This window comes from Halorubrum marinum (assembly GCF_048381195.1).
Taxonomy (GTDB): Archaea; Halobacteriota; Halobacteria; order Halobacteriales; family Haloferacaceae; genus Halorubrum.
In genome coordinates this window covers 73,970-88,871 of the sequence record NZ_JBLWMM010000002.1, presented here as the reverse complement: position 1 = coordinate 88,871, position 14,902 = coordinate 73,970, and the positions used below count along the sequence as shown (strand labels likewise).

Below are 14,902 nucleotides of genomic sequence, written 5' to 3'. Positions count from 1 at the left end.
CGGAGGATTTCACCCTCGACAACCTCCTCGAACGGTTGGAGAACACGGGGTCGACGATGCGAGGCGAGGCCGTGAAGGCGCTCGCGCACGGCAATCCCGACCTCGCCCAGCGAGCGCTCAACCGCGAGCGACAGGCGAACAAGATCTTCGTGCTCCTCCTGCGGCTGATCTTCACGGCGTACCAGAACCCGAACCTCGCCCGCGCGGTGGGACTGGAGGAGGGGTTCCCGCTCATCGGCTACCGCTCGGTCGCGAAGAACCTCGAACTGACCGCCGACAACGCCGAAGACATCGCCGACATCGTGATGGAGGCCGACGGCCACACGCTCAACGTCGACACCGCGACGATGCGGCAGATACGCGAGTTCACGGATCAGGTGGACGAGCTGACCGCGCTCGCGGTTCGTGCGGTCGTCGAGCGCGACTACGACCTCACGGTCGAGTGTCGGAACCTGTTCGCCCGACTCGAAGACCGCGAGCAGGAGATACTCAGCGAGCTCCCGGACGATCTGGACAACGAGACGCTCCTGATGACACGGGAGGTACTGGTCAGCCTTCAGCACACCGCCGAGTACGCCATGCGAAACGCCGAGATCGCCGCGAACCTCGCGCTCAACGAGCCCTCGGACCACGTCGAGATCATCTGATCTCGCGGGGTCGAGGTCGACTCGTAACTGCGGCGCTGATTCGCTCGCATCACATAAACTAAGTAGTCGCCCGCGAAGCGACGCGTATGAGCGAGGGATCCATCGGATCGGACAAGGAGGTCGGCGTGGCACTGGTGTTGACGGCGGTCGCGCTGGTCGGTGCCGTGGTACTGTTCGGATACCCGACGCAGATCGGACGCGCGTGGGGATTCGCGGCGGCGTTGGTCTTCGCAGTGCTCACGGTCGTCGCCGCACAGGTATTCGATTGAGTTCCGACCGACGAGAATAGTGCAGCGACGAGAAACCGTTAAGAACGTCTGACACCTATCTTCAGGTCATGGACGAGTACACCGAGGAGGAACAGCGCATCCTCGCGTACCTCACGGACAGCGTCACCCGCGGCGAGCGCTACGTCCGGTCGAAGACGATCGCCGACGCCATCGGTCTCACCGCGAAGCAGGTGGGATCGCGCCTCCCCCGGCTCGCTGAGAAGTCGGACGACGTCGACATCGAGAAATGGGGGCGCGCCCGGTCGACGACGTGGCGCGTGACGCCGCAAGGGTAGGTTCGCGCACGTCCGGTTCGGCTCACCGGCGCCGAGGACGCGCGTGTTTTTAACCCCGGTAGCCCCAACGGAATCGTATGACCGTCCGAGTCTCCCGGACGTTCGAGTTCGACGCGCCCCCGGCCGACGTGTGGGCGTTCATCTCGGACGCCGAACAGCGCGCAGGGGCGATAAGCGTGGTCGACACCTTCGAGGTCCACGGCGAGGGCCGCGCGACGTGGCACGTCGCGCTCCCGATACCGATGATCCGATCGACCATTGCCGTCGAGACGGAAGAGGTCGCGAGCGAGCCGCCGAACCGAGTGAAGTTCGTCGGGAAGTCGCGCGCGTTTCGCGTGACCGGTGAGCACGTCATCACCGAGACCGACAACGGCTGTCAACTGGCCAATGAGTTCGTGGTAGACGGGCGACTTCCGGGCGTGGAGTCCTTCTTCAAACACAACTTCGACGCCGAGCTCGACAACTTAGAAGACGCGCTCCGCGCGTCGCTCGGACCGACCGCATGAGACTCGCCTGCGTCCAGCTCGGCGTCGAGGGGGGTGCCGTCGCGGCCAACGTCGACGGGGCGATCGATCGGGTCCGAGCGGCGGCCGCGAACGGGGCGGACCTGGTCGTTCTCCCGGAGCTGTTCGACGTCGGTTACTTCGCGTTCGAAACGTACGCTCGCGCGGCCGAAAGCGTCGGTGGCGACCGCTTGGCCCGGATCGCGTCGGTCGCCGCGGACGCCGACGTCAACGTGCTCGCCGGGACCGTCGTCGAGGATCTCGCCGCGTCCGCGGCCGACGGGATCGCGGTCCCGGCGGCGTCGGGGCTCGCGAACACGGCCGTCCTCTTCGACCGCGAGGGCGAGCGGCAGCTCGTCTATCGGAAACACCACCTGTTCGGGTACGGCTCGGAGGAGACCGACCGGATGGTGCCGGGCGAGTCGGTCCCGGTGATCGACCTTGAGGGGGTACGCATCGGCGTGACGACCTGTTACGATCTCCGGTTCCCGGAGCAGTTCCGCGAGATGGTCGACGACGGGGTCGAGTGCGTGCTCGTTCCGAGCGCGTGGCCGTATCCCCGCGTGGAACACTGGCGGACTCTCGGCCGCGCGCGAGCGATCGAGAACCTCGCGTACGTCGCGGCGGTCAACGGGAGCGGCGCCTTCGGCGAGGACGCGCTCTGCGGTCGGACGACCGTCTACGACCCGTGGGGGACCACTCTAGCGTCGGCGGGCGAGGAGCCGACCACGGTGACCGCCGAGGTCGACCCCGAGCGCGTCGCGGCAGTTCGCGAGGAGTTTCCCGCCCTGCGGGACCGTCGGTAACTGCCTCGACCCCACGTGATCGTCGGTAATCGCGGACCGTCTCATTTATACCTCCGAAGCGACAACTGGTAACTGCCGAGGTCCGACGCTTTTCTCGTTGGAGTTCGGCGACAACAACACGCCCGTCCCGACCACTCGGGCGGCGACGCCGAAGACAGCCTGGGGGTCCGCTGTTCGGCCGCCGCCCGCCCGCCTCCCACCATCTCGTTCCGCCGCTCCGCCGTTCACCGCTTCCATCCGAGTGCCGCACGTTCCCGTTCGCCGGTTCTCTGTTTCCGCGTCGAGCCTCGTCTGTCGCGATTCCGGGCTCTGTGTTCACTCCTCACTCGCCCGTCGCCGCCCCGATATCGTATCGTTCGTGATAATTCGGCCGATAGTTACTTACACCGATTCGGACTCGGCTCAAACGCCGCGGACGAACCCGGTCGACCCCATCCCGTTTCGGGCGGGCCGACCGGACGCTCGCTTCCACCGTCCGTCGTCCGTTGGCTTCCGGGTTCGGGTCCACCCGCTCCCACACCGTACCCGAGCCCCACTTCTCATCGCGCAAGCCGGTACGCGGAGCGGAGCCCTCAGCGCCGGTGAAGCGCAAGGACGAAACCCCCGGATTCCGAACTGACGGTCGAATGTTCCCCCGCGAGTACCGCGGCGTCGCCTTCGTCGTCGGCCTGTTCCTCGCCGTCCAGCTCGGCGCACTGGCGCTGGTCCCCGAGTTCGCCGAAAGCGGCTATCAGGCGGTCGAGGATCCCGACAACCCGACGAACAGCCTCCTGTACATCGTCGCGATCATCGTCATGGCGGGGCTGATGCTCGCGGCGTTCCGTTACGACTTCGATCAGGGGATTCGGCTCCTGATCGTCGGCGTCTCCGCGTGGCTCTCGTGGTACGTCTTCTCCGCGCTGGTGTCGCCGCTCGCGGCCGCGGTGCCCGCCGTCGTCGTCGGCGTCGCGCTGCTCGTCCACCCCGAGTGGTACGTGATCGACATCGCCGGGGTGTTGATGGGCGCCGGCGCGGCGGGGTTATTCGGCATCTCCTTCGGACTGCTGCCCGCGCTCATCCTCCTGTCGCTTCTGGCCGTCTACGACGCGATCTCGGTGTACGGCACCGAGCACATGCTCTCGCTCGCGGAGGGCGTGATGGACCTGAACATCCCCGTGGTGCTCGTGATTCCGCTGTCGCTGTCGTACTCGCTGCTCGACGGCGACGCCGAGCAGCCCGAGCAGAGCGCGGACGGAGACCGCGGCGAGCGCGCGGACGCGGGGGCCGACACCGACACAGCGGAAGGCACCGACGCTGGGTCGGCCGAAACCGAGACCGACGTTTCCGAACCGACCGATATCGAGGACCGCGACGCCTTCTTCATCGGACTCGGCGACGCCGTGATTCCGGCGGTGTTGGTCGCCAGCGCCGCGACGTTCTCGCCCGCGGCGAGCCTCGCGGTCCCGCTCATCGGCGTCAACCTCCCGGCGCTGCTCGCGATGGTCGGGAGTCTCGCGGGGCTGCTCGTCCTGATGAGTTGGGTTATTAAAGGCCGACCGCACGCCGGACTCCCCCTACTGAACGGCGGCGCAATCGGCGGCTACCTGATCGGCTCCGTCATCGCCGGCGTCCCGTTGATCGAGGCGCTCGGCGTCGGCGCGTTCTTATAAGGAGACGCTCGACATCAGCGCTCGGCCGTCTCGTCGCCGCCGTCTCGACCCGTGGGGTCGCCGACCCCGTTACGTACTTTGACGGCCGCGCCCGAGTGAAAGGCCTCGGCCTCGGCGCCCGACAGCTCCGCGCGCCCGACCGCGAACAGGGTGTCGTCGTCGTCCACGACGAGCACCTCGTCGCCGGGGCGGATGCCCTCGTCGGCCGCCGTGACGAACTTCGCGAACGCGTTCCGCCCCTCTCGGACGAACGGCTCGCTCTCCTCGCCGACGACCATCCGGTGCCGCGGCGCGTCGAACTCCCGCTGGAGGGCTCGACCGCCGGCGACACCGAGGGTGAACCGTCCGTCGGTCCCGTACGAGACGAGTCGGTCGCCCTCGGAGCTCCCCGGCGTGTCGTTGACGTCCCCGCGGATCACCTGTCGCGGGCGGCCGCCGCTCGACTGGCGAACGGTCAAGGTGTCGTCGTCGGGAAACAGCGCGTCGCCCGCGCCCGCGCCGAACTGGTAGTCGGCGCCGGTCCGAAGGTCCGCGAGCACGTCGGCGTCGGTCATACCTCCGGTAGCCGTACCGTCCGGAAAGCCGTTGCGACACGGGGCGGGTAGGGGACGTTGGAGGAGGCCGCCTACAGCTCGATCCGGTCGACGATCGGCCCGTTGCCGTCGCCGTCGCGGTGCGTGTTGATCGCGATCGTCCGGATCTCCGACTCCAACAGCGACCCCTCGATCTTCGCTTTGAGCAGCGAGTCGACCTGGTACACGCCGGCGGCATTGTTCATGTGTATCACGACCTGTGCCGGCGTCTTGTCCCCCTCCCGGAGCGAGACGCGCTCGATCGCCTGCGAGGAGACGGTGTTGATCCCGCGACCGCCCTCCTCGTAGGGGACCCGCGAGCGCCCGCGCTCCATGTCCAGTCCGTCGGCGATCCGAACGATTCCCGCCTCTCGGGTGAGCGGCTCCTCCTCCGTATGATGACAGAGGATCGCGTGGAGCACCTCCGCCTTGATCCGGACCTGCTCCGGAACCCCGTAAAACGAGGGAAGGAAGTCGTCGAGGAGGTCCGCGGCGAGCGGGATCGAGTAGTACGGGTGGTCGTGTCGGTGGACGACGTGGCCGATGTCGTGGAGCGTCGCCGCGAGCGCGATGATCACCGGCTCGTCCGCCTCGTCGAGCCCCTGCTGGCGCGCCCCGTTGAATTCGACGCCGCCGGATTTCAAGAGGTCGTACAGCCGGAGCGCTCTGTCACGGACGATCTCGACGTGTTTCGTGCCGTGGTCGTTGAACCCCTTGCGATCGACCGGGTTGACGTTTTGCGCCTCCAGGTACGCCTCGATCTCGGCGTCCGACGTGATCCGGTCGAGCACCTCGTTGAGTCGCTCGTCTGGAAACGCGTGCTCGCTCTCGGGGTCGTACTCGCGTCGATCGGCGTCCTCCTCTTCCAGCGGCGTCGCGGCGTCTGGCACGGACTCTTCGTCCGCCTCCAGTGGATTCACGGCCTCACCGTCGGGATCGGAGGGGTTCTCGTTCATGGAGTAGGGAACGCGAGCCACCCCGATAAGGGTGTGGCTGCTCGGTTCGCGTGTCGAGGTGGCTACCCGGTCCGGAGATCTGCAGGGGTCAGTACCCCAGCCGCAGCGCTCTGTTGAGTGCAAGTGCACAAAACGTCGCGGCGAGCAGCGCGCCGAGGACACCGAACGCGACCGCCCAACCGAACAGGTCCGCGAGGGCCCCGACGACGACGGATCCGAGCGAGGCGATCATCATGTACACCGTCCGAACGAGCCCGAATCCGGCGTTCTCCTCTTCGGTCGAAAACTCGCGCAGGAACCGCGGCATGAGCGCGGCGCCGAAGCTCATCGACACGCCGAGAGCGACCATCGCGGCGAGCAGCGCGGCCCAGCTCGACTGCGTCACGGCCGTCGCGATCCCCAGCGTTCCGACGATCATGCAGCCCGCCAGCGTCCGATCGCGACCGATCCAATCGGAGACGGCACCGACGCCGACCTGTCCGACCCCCTGCGAGACGAAGTACGCCGAGAAGAACGCGCCCGCGGCGGTCGTCGAGAGCCCGTGGTGCGCGATCAGAAACGTCGGGAGAAACGAGGCGATCCCCTGCCACGTGAACTCACCGACGACCGCGATGGCGAGCGTGAACGCGATCGGCGGACGCGTCACGATGTCCCGCGCCACCGAGAACTGGACCCGGTCCCGGAGAGGAGTGTCAGGGCGTCGCGGTGGAGTCGGGCGGATTCGTCTCGCGAAGAGCACCGCGGCAGGGACGCCCACGATGGCGACCGTCGCGACGGCGACGCGCCAGCCGAACCGAGTGGCGATCCACGCGACGGCGACGGGCGTGAGCAGTCCGGCGACCGTCGCGCCGGTGTTGTGGATGCCGATCGCGGTGCCGACGTTGTCGTACGTCCGCGCGAGCAGCGTCGTCGCGACGCTGTAGTGGAGCCCCGCGACCGCACCGAGCAGGACCGTCCCGAAAAAGAACAGCGCGAAGACGGGAGCGAAAGAGAGGACCACGGCGGCGACGGCCGACCCGCCGACGGCGACGAGGATGACCCGCCGCTCGCCGTACCGGTCCGCGAGGATCCCGCTCGGGTACTGCGCGAGCCCGTACGCCAGCCACATACCGGTCAGCGCCAACCCGACGACCGCGTTCGAGACCGCGAACGTCTCGACGACGAGAGGGAGGACAGGGCTGACCGCAAGCCGGCCGACCATCGTCACGAAAAACGCGAGGGTACACAGCGCGAGGACCGTCTCGCGGTATCGCCATTTCATCGGTGATTCGGTCGTGCTCGTCAGAAATCGGAGCGGTCACTTATGCGGATCGGAAGACGAAGGAGGGAGAAGCCGTCTCAGGAACAGGTGTCGGTTCGGTTTCCACCACGGTTCCGGCAGTATCTGGGCGCGGACACAACGTATAAGCGGGCGAGGGACACACCTACCGATGTGACTCGACCCGCGTCCGTACGCGGCCCGCCGACGCCACCAGCGACGCGGCTCTTCTCGAAAAAACGCGCGTGATCCGTCCACCGGCGGGAGTGGCGACCCCGTCCCGGACGACCCCTGACCCGCGCGCACCGGTCCGCTGACCGATCCAGACTCACCGCAGTACCCATGACAGACACGACCACCACGACACCCTACGACGCACAGGACGCGACCGATCGATATCGAACCGACGAGCCGTTCGAGGGCGTTTACCCGGCGATGACGACCCCGTTCACCGACGACAACGAGATCGACCACGACCAGCTCGCAGACAACGCCCGCTACCTCGAACGCGCCGGCGTCGACGGCGTGGTCCCCGTGGGCTCGACCGGCGAGTCCGCGACGATGACCCACGACGAGCACGTCGACGTGATCGAGACGGTCCGGGACGCCCTCGAAGACGTGCCCGTCATCGCCGGAACGGGGTCGAACAACACCGCCGAGGCGCTCTCGCTGTCCGAACGCGCCGCAGACGCCGGCGCCGACGGCCTGCTCCTCATCTCGCCGTACTACAACAAGCCCGAGCCGCAGGGATTCTTGGAGCACTACCAAACGATCGCCGACGCGGTCGACCTCCCGCAGATCGTGTACAACGTCCCGAGCCGGACGGGCCAGTCCATCCCGGTCGACGTCAGCGTCGAACTGGCCGGACACCCGAACATTCGAGGGTATAAGGCAGCCTCCGGCGACCTGAACCTCATCAGCGAGGTGATAGAGCGCACCCGGGACGAGGCGTTCTCGGTGCTCTCGGGCGACGACGGGCTCACGCTCCCCGTCCTGTCCATCGGCGGCACGGGAACGATCAGCGTCGTCGCCAACGTCGAGCCGGAGCGCTCCTGCGCGATGGTCGGCTCGGCGCTCTCCGGCGACTACGACCGCGCGCGTGACCTCCACCACGAGCTGTCGCCGCTGGTCCGGGAGCTGTTCGCCGAGACGAACCCGATCCCCGTGAAGGAGGCGATGCACATCCGCGGCCGGGGGAGTTCCCACGTCCGTTCGCCGCTCTCGCGGCTCTCCGAGGAGCGGCGCGGTCCGCTCCGCGAGCTCCTCGCGGAGTACGAGAGCGGAACTCCCGACCCGGCCGAGGCCGCGAGCCCCTCGGAGGGCGCGGAATGAGCGGCGGGCGCGACGGACGCGGAGCGAGCGGCGAGCGCGACGGACGGGCGGGCCCACTCCGCCTGGCCGTCACCGGCGCGGGCGGCCGGATGGGCCGCGAGGTGATCGAGGCCGCCGCCGACCGCGAGGGCGTCGCCGTCGCGGTCGCGGTCAATCGCACGCCGATCGACCCCGTTTCGGGCGTCGACGTCGATCCGGCTGACCGCCTCGGAGCGCTGCTCACGGCCGAGGAGCCCGACGCGCTCGTCGATTTCACCGGGCCCGAATCTGCCGTCGGGTACGCCGAGACCTGTGCCGACGCCGGCGTCCCGCTGGTCACCGGAACGACCGGGTTCGACGACGGAGGGCTCGACCGCCTCCGAGCCGCAAGCGGGGCGATCCCGGTGCTCAAGGCGTCGAACTTCGCGCGCGGCGTCGCCGCGCTTCGCCGGGCGGTCCGCGAGGCGGTCGCCGCGCTCCCCGGCTACGACGTGGAGCTGACCGAGACGCACCACAACGGCAAGCGCGACGCCCCCTCCGGCACCGCGAAGTCCATCCTCGACGACGTGGAGGACGTCCGTGGGGACCTCGACCGACGCGTCCACGGCCGCGAGGGCGACGCGCCGCGCGAGGCCGACGAGATCGGCGTTCACGCCCGACGCGCCGGCGACGTGACCGGCGAACACGAGGTGCTCGTCGCGGGTAACCGCGAGACGCTCGAACTCACCCACCGCGCCGGCGACCGCGGCGTGTTCGCGGAGGGCGCCGTCGACGCCGCCGCCTGGCTCGCCGACCAAGACCCCGGTTGGTACGGGTTCGACGACGCGCTAGACGCGGGCGGGGCCGACGAATAACCCGAGCACATACGCACATCGACGAATAAATACCGACACTCATCCATACACCATTCAATGACACTCCGAACCGACGTATCCGACCTCTGGGATCGCTACCAGGACGGGCTGACCGTCGCCGATTCGACCGACGACGACGCCGCCGTTATCGACGAGTTCCTCGCCGCGCTCGAAGCCGGCGAGGTCCGCGCCGCCGAGAAGACGGGCGACGACGTGACCTCGTGGGAGGCCAACGAGTGGGTCAAGCGAGGGATCCTGCTGAACTTCGGCCTGCGAGAGACCGAGGCGCGCGAGTACGGCGGCGTGACGTACTACGACGTGCTCCCGCTGCGCGACACCGCCGACCTCGGCGAGCGAGGTACGCGCAACACGCCCGACGGCACCGCGATTCGCCGCGGCGCGTACCTCGGCAGCGACTGCATCATGATGAGCCCCTCGTTCGTCAACATGGGGGCGTACGTCGGCGACGGCACCCTCGTCGACTCCTGTGACACGGTCGGCTCCTGTGCGCAGCTCGGCGAGAACGTGAAGCTCGGGGCGAACACGCTGGTCGGCGGCGTCCTGGAACCGGTCGAGGACGCGCCGGTGATCGTCGAGGACGGCGTCTCGCTCGGCGCGGGCTGTCGCGTCACGAGCGGATTCCGCGTCGGCGAGAACTCGATCGTGGGCGAGAACACCCTTCTCACGCCCCGGATCCCCGTCTACGACCTCGTCGAGGAGGAGGTAATTTACGGACACCTCCCGGCCGAGCGCCGGGCGTTCACCCGGATGGTCGAGTCGTCCGTCGGCGACCACGAGCTGTTCGAGGGCGGCGCGTACAAGCCCGCGGTGGTCGCGACTCACGTCGAAGAGGACACGCTCGAAGCGACCCGGCGCGAGGACGCGCTCCGGGAATGAGCGACCGCGACGCGGCCGCCGAATCCCCTGTGAACCCCTCGATCCGACGCGTGAGCGACTGGAACGCGGACGGCCTCAGCGACCTCGCTGGCGAGCACGACACCCCGCTCTACGTTCAGGACCTCGATCGCGTCCGCGAGAACTGCGAGCGGCTGCGGGACGCCTTTCCGGACGCCGACATCCGCTACGCGGTGAAGGCACACACCGGGCGTGCGGTCTTGAAGGCGGTCCGCGAGGCCGGTCTCGACGCGGAGTGCGCCTCCGCAGGCGAGCTCGACCGCGCGCTCGCGGCCGGCTTCGGCGGGGATCGGCTCCACTACACCGCGGTCAACCCGCCCGCCCGCGACCTCGACTACGTCGTCGGCGTCGCGGAGGCGGAGCCCGATCTGACGGTGACGGTCGGCGCGGTCGACACGCTCGACCGGCTAGCTGACCGGGGGTACGACGGCCGCGTCTGCGTCCGAGTCAATCCCGGCGTCGGCGCCGGACACCACGAGAAGGTGCGGACCGGCGGCGCGGCGAAGTTCGGTGTCCCGTACGACCGCGCCGCGGCTGTGACTCGGTCTGCGGCCGAGCGGTTCGAGGTCGTCGGGATCCACGCCCACGCGGGCTCCGGGATCGACCCCGCACAGCTGGACAGCCACCGAGAGCTGGTCGCGCGGTTGGGCGAGCTCGCGCGCGACCTCCTCTCCCCCGCCGAGGGCGACGCCGCCCCCCTCGACCTCGAGTACGTCGACGTCGGCGGCGGGTTCGGCGTCCCCTACGAGGAGGACGAACCGCCGCTCGATTTGCCCGCGGTCGCCGATGCGACCCGCGAGGCCGTCGCGCCCCTCCCCGCGGGCGTCGACCTCGCGATCGAGCCCGGACGGTACGTCGTCGCCGACGCGGGCGTTCTCCTGACGCGAGTGAACACGGTGAAGCCGACGCCAGACGAGCGCGTCGTCGGCGTCGACGCCGGGATGACTGACCTGCTCCGCCCCGCGATGTACGGGGCGTACCACCCGATTCGGAACCTCGGCGGGGCCGACGGGGCTCCCGCGCCCGACGAGCGGGACGCAACCCCTGTCACGGTCGCAGGACCTATCTGCGAGACCGGCGATACCTTCTGTAACGACCGAGCGCTCGCCGATCCGATGCGCGGGGACCTCCTCGCGGTCGGCATCGCGGGCGCGTACGGATACGAAATGGCGAACCAATACAACTCACGGCCGCGACCCGCAGAGGTCGCGATCGACGACGGCGAGGCGGCGATCGTTCGGCGACGAGAGCGCATGACGGACCTCACGACGGTCGAACGAACGGTCGAGGAGGAGGGACGATGAGTACCCACGCCGTCCCGGTCGAGAAGTACCACGGCACGGGGAACGACTTCCTCGTCGTCGATGCAGACGCGGAGAACGTGCGGGACCGCGCGGCGTTCGCGCGCGCGCACTGCGACCGCGAAACCGGCGTCGACGGACGCGACTTCGACGCCGACACGGACGAACTCAGCGCAGACGGGCCCAACGCGGACGAACCCGACCGCCGCGGGGCCGACGGCGTCCTCTTTTTAAGCGTCGAGGAGCGTTTCGACCCGACTCGCGTCGTGATGTCGCTCGTGCAGCCCGACGGCTCGACGGCGACGATGTGCGGCAACGGCGCCCGCGTCGTGGCTCGGTGGGCCCACGACCGCACCGGCGACCGCGAGTTCATGATCGATACGCTGGCCGGGACGCGCCGCGCGTGGGTGAACGACGACGCCACGGCGGCGACGATCGAGATGGGCGAGCCGACGTTCGACCCGCGACGCGTCCCGGTCGACCGCGCCGATCCGCTGATCGACGAACCGGTCGAGGGGCTCACCGTGACCGCGCTCAACACCGGCGTCCCGCACGCGGTGTCGTTCGTCGACGGCGGCCGCGACGACCCGGACGGGATCGACGCGGTCGACCTCGACCGGGTCGCCTCTCCGGTCCGTCACGCCGCCGTCTTCCCCGACGGCGCGAACGTGAACCTCGCGAGCGTCGTCGACGACGGGAGCGGTGACGGGCCTGCGATCCTCGACCAGCGCACCTTCGAGCGCGGCGTGGAGGGCGAGACCTTATCGTGTGGCACCGGCGCGGTCGCGATCGTCGCCGCGGCCCGACGACTCGGTCTGATCGAGGGCGAGTCCGCGGTGGCCCGGCCTCCGGGCGGCGAACTCGAGATCACGGTGCCGGACGCGGGCCACGCGACGCTCACCGGCCCGGTCGCCCACGAGTTCTCCGGGACGCTGTCAGCGGACCCGCGATGAGCGGGGGCAATCGCGAGCGAGCCGAATCGCCCCCGAACGGGCCCTTCGATCCGGTCGCTTTCCTCGAAGATGCGGTGCAGATCCCCTCTCACGAGTCGGTCGAGGAGATGCGGGCGTTCGTCGTCGAGACGCTGGACCGGTTCGGCGTCGAGAGCGAGGTCGTCGCCGGCGGCTGCGTGATCGCCGAGAAGGCCTCGCCCAGACCGGACGCCGGGCCGCACCTCGTGGCGAACACCCACCTCGACACCGTGACGCCGCACGTCCCGTTCGAGCGGGGAGCGGCCCGCGAAGACGAGACGGCGTCAGGCACCGCTGGGACAGAGACGGCGATCCGCGGCCGCGGTGCCTGCGACGCGAAGGGACCGCTCGCCGCCCTGTTGGCGGGCTTTCTCGCCGCCGAGCCGGAGCGAGGGCGACTCACGCTGGCGCTCACGCCCGACGAAGAGGTGCTGTCGCTCGGCGCGGCGGCGCTGACCGGGCTGTCGCCCGGCACCGAGGACCGACTCGACGGTGACCTGTACCTCGTCGGCGAACCGACCGGACTCGACGCCTGCACGGCGGCGAAAGGGAGATTTCAGGGAACCGTCGAGCTGTCGGGCGTCGCCGCTCACGCCGCCGAGTTCGCCGGGGCGAACGCGGTCGCGGCCGCGGAGGGCGCGCTGGCCGCGATCCGGACGTTCGACGAGGAGGCCGACCCGCACCCGCAACTCGGGCCGCCGAAGCTCACGCCGACCGTCATCGAGGGCGGCGAGGCGACGAATCAGGTCCCGGCGGACTGCGCGATCACGGTCGATCGGCGGAGCGTGCCGCCCGAGTCGGCCGAGGAGTTCCGGTCGTCACTGGCCGCGACGGTGCGCGAGGCGGTCCCCGAAAGCGTCGACACCGAGGTGGCGCTGACCGACCGAGAGTCGCCGTTCTTCGAGGCGTTCGCGACGGACCCGGACCACGAACTGGTCGCGACGGTCGCGGAGGCGGCGCGCGCGGCCGCGAAGTCGAGCGGGCTGCCCGCCGAGCGCGGCGGCGCGGTCCGCCCGTTCGGCGCGGCCACGGAAGCGTCCTACTTCGCGCCAGCGCCGACGGTCGTGTTCGGCCCCGGAGACCTCGCCGACGAGGCGGGCGCGGTGGCGCACGCGGAGCGGGAGTACGTCCGCGTGCGGGAGGTCGAGGCGGCGGCGGCTGCGGTCGGGAAGACGATTGCGGCACTACTCGGGGACGTGGAGACTGAGGGTCAGACGCGAACCGAAGCCTAGAGCAGGAACGTCTCCTCCTGCTCGGCGAGATCGACGAACTCGTCAGCGGCGTCGATCAGTTCGTCGGCGGCGGAGTTACCGAACCCCATGGCCTCGACGCGAACGCCCTCGTGACGGAGGTGCGAGCAGAGGCGGGCGAAGTCGCCGTCGCCGGTACAGAGCACGACGGTGTCGACGTGGCTCGCGAGCGAGACGGCGTCGAGGCTCATCCCGAGGTCCCAGTCGGCCTTCTTCGACCCGTCCGCGAACGTCTTGATGTCCTTGATCTTCGTCTCGAAGCCGATGTCGCGGAGGGCTTCGAAGAAGCTCTCTTCTTCCGGCGAGTCGGCGCGAATGACGTACGCGATTGCGCGAACGAGCGCCCGGTCGTTGACGGCCTCCGCTAAGAGTCCGGAGTAGTCGATGTTCTGCGAGTACACGCTCTGTGCAGAGTGATACAGGTTCTGCGAGTCGACGAGGACCGCGACGCGCTGGTCGGGGTGAATCTCGGTCATACCGGTCGTTCGCAGGCATCCCATAGGGGCTTTGGGATCTGACGGCGACCGCATCGACGCGAGCGGTGTCCGTTCACCGAAACACGTCCGCGACCGGGACGGAACGGGCCTCGGGAGCCGTCTCTTGGCCCTCGGCGACGACGGCGAGATCACCCCGGGCGTCGCCGTCGGTCCCGCTCGGGTCCGTCAAGACGACCGTCCCGCCCGCGGCGAGCGGCGCGACGATTCCGGCCGTCACCGCGCCGACCGTCGCGAAGCTGCCGCGCAATACGACCCGAGTCTCCTCGTCGATGTCGTGCGCCTCGATCACGGACGCGGCCGCGGAGAGCACGTCGGCGTGAGAGACATCCCGATCGGCGTCGCGGACGAGGGGATCGGTCGACTCCACCGAACTCGGCGGCATTCCCGGGTTCTCGCTCCACAGATCCTGCTCCCAGTGGGTCGTCTCGGCGCGCTCCGGGGGGCCGTCGAAGACCGCGAGGTTGGTGCCGGGCGCCGGGTCCGTCCGCTCCTCGTCGGCGACGTCGACGAGCACCACGCGATCACCGGCCGCGATCCCCGCGTCGGGATCGAACCGGACCGCCGCTCCCAACCCCGCCGCGCCCAAAAAGGCGAGCGTCGTGTGGAGCCGGGGCGTCGGCTCGACGGCGACGGTGGACCCCTCGCGCGCGCCGAGGTACCGGAGCACGTTCGCGGCCTTGTACGCGTTCGTGATCAGGTCGTGGTAGGTGCGCTCGCGACCGTCGGCCGTGACGAGCGCGATGTCGCGGCTCCGCCTGTCGCGTGCGAGTAGATCGCCGACGACGTCCATACGCGTTGCTCGGGGCGGCCGAGACTTAAAAACGCGGAGGCGCTCCCGCGAGCTGGA

17 protein-coding genes are annotated in these 14,902 nt (G+C 69.4%); 12 read left to right on the top strand and 5 right to left on the bottom strand.

From position 1 onward, the window contains the following. From ACNSN4_RS03815 to ACNSN4_RS03790, 6 genes are all read left to right on the top strand, one after another. A partial coding sequence (locus ACNSN4_RS03815; protein ID WP_418284454.1) for a PhoU domain-containing protein occupies window positions 1–647 on the top strand: 647 nt, incomplete at its 5' end. Window positions 648–733: 86 nt separating this feature from the next. Further along, window positions 734–916, top strand: a complete 183-nt coding sequence (locus ACNSN4_RS03810; protein WP_418284453.1) for a DUF7525 family protein — start codon at window positions 734–736, stop codon at window positions 914–916. A gap of 68 nt (window positions 917–984) precedes the next feature. Next, on the top strand, window positions 985–1,212 hold the full coding sequence (locus tag ACNSN4_RS03805; protein ID WP_418284452.1) for a DUF7123 family protein: 228 nt from the start codon (window positions 985–987) through the stop codon (window positions 1,210–1,212). 77 nt (window positions 1,213–1,289) lie between these two features. Then, window positions 1,290–1,718, top strand: coding sequence for an SRPBCC family protein (locus ACNSN4_RS03800; RefSeq protein WP_418284451.1), 429 nt, complete (start codon window positions 1,290–1,292; stop codon window positions 1,716–1,718). After that, window positions 1,715–2,521 carry a carbon-nitrogen family hydrolase gene (locus ACNSN4_RS03795; protein ID WP_418284450.1) on the top strand — a complete coding sequence of 269 codons (807 nt, stop codon included), beginning with the start codon at window positions 1,715–1,717 and terminating at the stop codon, window positions 2,519–2,521. Before ACNSN4_RS03800 ends, ACNSN4_RS03795 begins: the two co-directional genes overlap by 4 nt. 626 nt (window positions 2,522–3,147) lie before the next feature. Further along, window positions 3,148–4,170 (top strand): presenilin family intramembrane aspartyl protease PSH, encoded by a 1,023-nt coding sequence (locus ACNSN4_RS03790; RefSeq protein ID WP_418284449.1) that lies wholly within the window; start codon window positions 3,148–3,150, stop codon window positions 4,168–4,170. Between the two features lie 14 nt (window positions 4,171–4,184). Here ACNSN4_RS03790 and ACNSN4_RS03785 read toward each other — a convergent pair whose 3' ends face one another. From ACNSN4_RS03785 to ACNSN4_RS03775, 3 genes are all read right to left on the bottom strand, one after another. Then, window positions 4,185–4,724 carry a PUA domain-containing protein gene (locus tag ACNSN4_RS03785; RefSeq protein WP_418284448.1) on the bottom strand — a complete coding sequence of 180 codons (540 nt, stop codon included), beginning with the start codon at window positions 4,722–4,724 and terminating at the stop codon, window positions 4,185–4,187. A gap of 71 nt (window positions 4,725–4,795) precedes the next feature. Continuing rightward, window positions 4,796–5,698, bottom strand: coding sequence for an HD domain-containing protein (locus tag ACNSN4_RS03780; RefSeq protein WP_418284447.1), 903 nt, complete (start codon window positions 5,696–5,698; stop codon window positions 4,796–4,798). 88 nt (window positions 5,699–5,786) lie between these two features. After that, window positions 5,787–6,959 carry an MFS transporter gene (locus tag ACNSN4_RS03775; RefSeq protein ID WP_418284446.1) on the bottom strand — a complete coding sequence of 391 codons (1,173 nt, stop codon included), beginning with the start codon at window positions 6,957–6,959 and terminating at the stop codon, window positions 5,787–5,789. A 339-nt stretch (window positions 6,960–7,298) separates the two neighbouring features. On the opposite strand from ACNSN4_RS03775, the gene dapA reads away from it, so the two are divergent. Genes dapA through ACNSN4_RS03745 form a run of 6 tightly spaced genes read left to right on the top strand, consistent with a single transcriptional unit; the run spans window position 7,299 to window position 13,540 of the window. Next, on the top strand, window positions 7,299–8,288 hold the full coding sequence (gene dapA, locus ACNSN4_RS03770; RefSeq protein WP_418284445.1) for a 4-hydroxy-tetrahydrodipicolinate synthase: 990 nt from the start codon (window positions 7,299–7,301) through the stop codon (window positions 8,286–8,288). Next, entirely contained in the window at window positions 8,285–9,121 is an 837-nt protein-coding gene (gene dapB / locus ACNSN4_RS03765; RefSeq protein WP_418284444.1) for a 4-hydroxy-tetrahydrodipicolinate reductase, read from the top strand. The genes dapA and dapB overlap by 4 nt, the downstream gene beginning before the upstream one ends. A gap of 57 nt (window positions 9,122–9,178) precedes the next feature. Then, window positions 9,179–10,018 (top strand): 2,3,4,5-tetrahydropyridine-2,6-dicarboxylate N-succinyltransferase, encoded by an 840-nt coding sequence (locus ACNSN4_RS03760; RefSeq protein WP_418284443.1) that lies wholly within the window; start codon window positions 9,179–9,181, stop codon window positions 10,016–10,018. After that, window positions 10,015–11,340 (top strand): diaminopimelate decarboxylase, encoded by a 1,326-nt coding sequence (gene lysA, locus ACNSN4_RS03755; protein WP_418284442.1) that lies wholly within the window; start codon window positions 10,015–10,017, stop codon window positions 11,338–11,340. The genes ACNSN4_RS03760 and lysA overlap by 4 nt, the downstream gene beginning before the upstream one ends. Continuing rightward, a complete protein-coding gene (gene dapF, locus ACNSN4_RS03750) occupies window positions 11,337–12,290 on the top strand; it encodes a diaminopimelate epimerase (protein ID WP_418284441.1) in 954 nt (317 codons plus the stop codon). The genes lysA and dapF overlap by 4 nt, the downstream gene beginning before the upstream one ends. Further along, the gene (locus ACNSN4_RS03745; RefSeq protein ID WP_418284440.1) at window positions 12,287–13,540 is read left to right on the top strand and encodes a M20/M25/M40 family metallo-hydrolase; all 1,254 of its coding nucleotides are present in this window, start codon (window positions 12,287–12,289) and stop codon (window positions 13,538–13,540) included. Before dapF ends, ACNSN4_RS03745 begins: the two co-directional genes overlap by 4 nt. On the opposite strand, the gene ACNSN4_RS03740 is transcribed toward ACNSN4_RS03745, so the two are convergent. Then, the gene (locus tag ACNSN4_RS03740; protein ID WP_418284439.1) at window positions 13,537–14,034 is read right to left on the bottom strand and encodes a LabA-like NYN domain-containing protein; all 498 of its coding nucleotides are present in this window, start codon (window positions 14,032–14,034) and stop codon (window positions 13,537–13,539) included. The two genes, ACNSN4_RS03745 and ACNSN4_RS03740, sit on opposite strands and share 4 nt — an antisense overlap. 73 nt (window positions 14,035–14,107) lie before the next feature. Then, window positions 14,108–14,845, bottom strand: coding sequence for a hypothetical protein (locus ACNSN4_RS03735; protein ID WP_418284438.1), 738 nt, complete (start codon window positions 14,843–14,845; stop codon window positions 14,108–14,110). Between the last annotated feature and the right edge of the window lie 57 nt (window positions 14,846–14,902).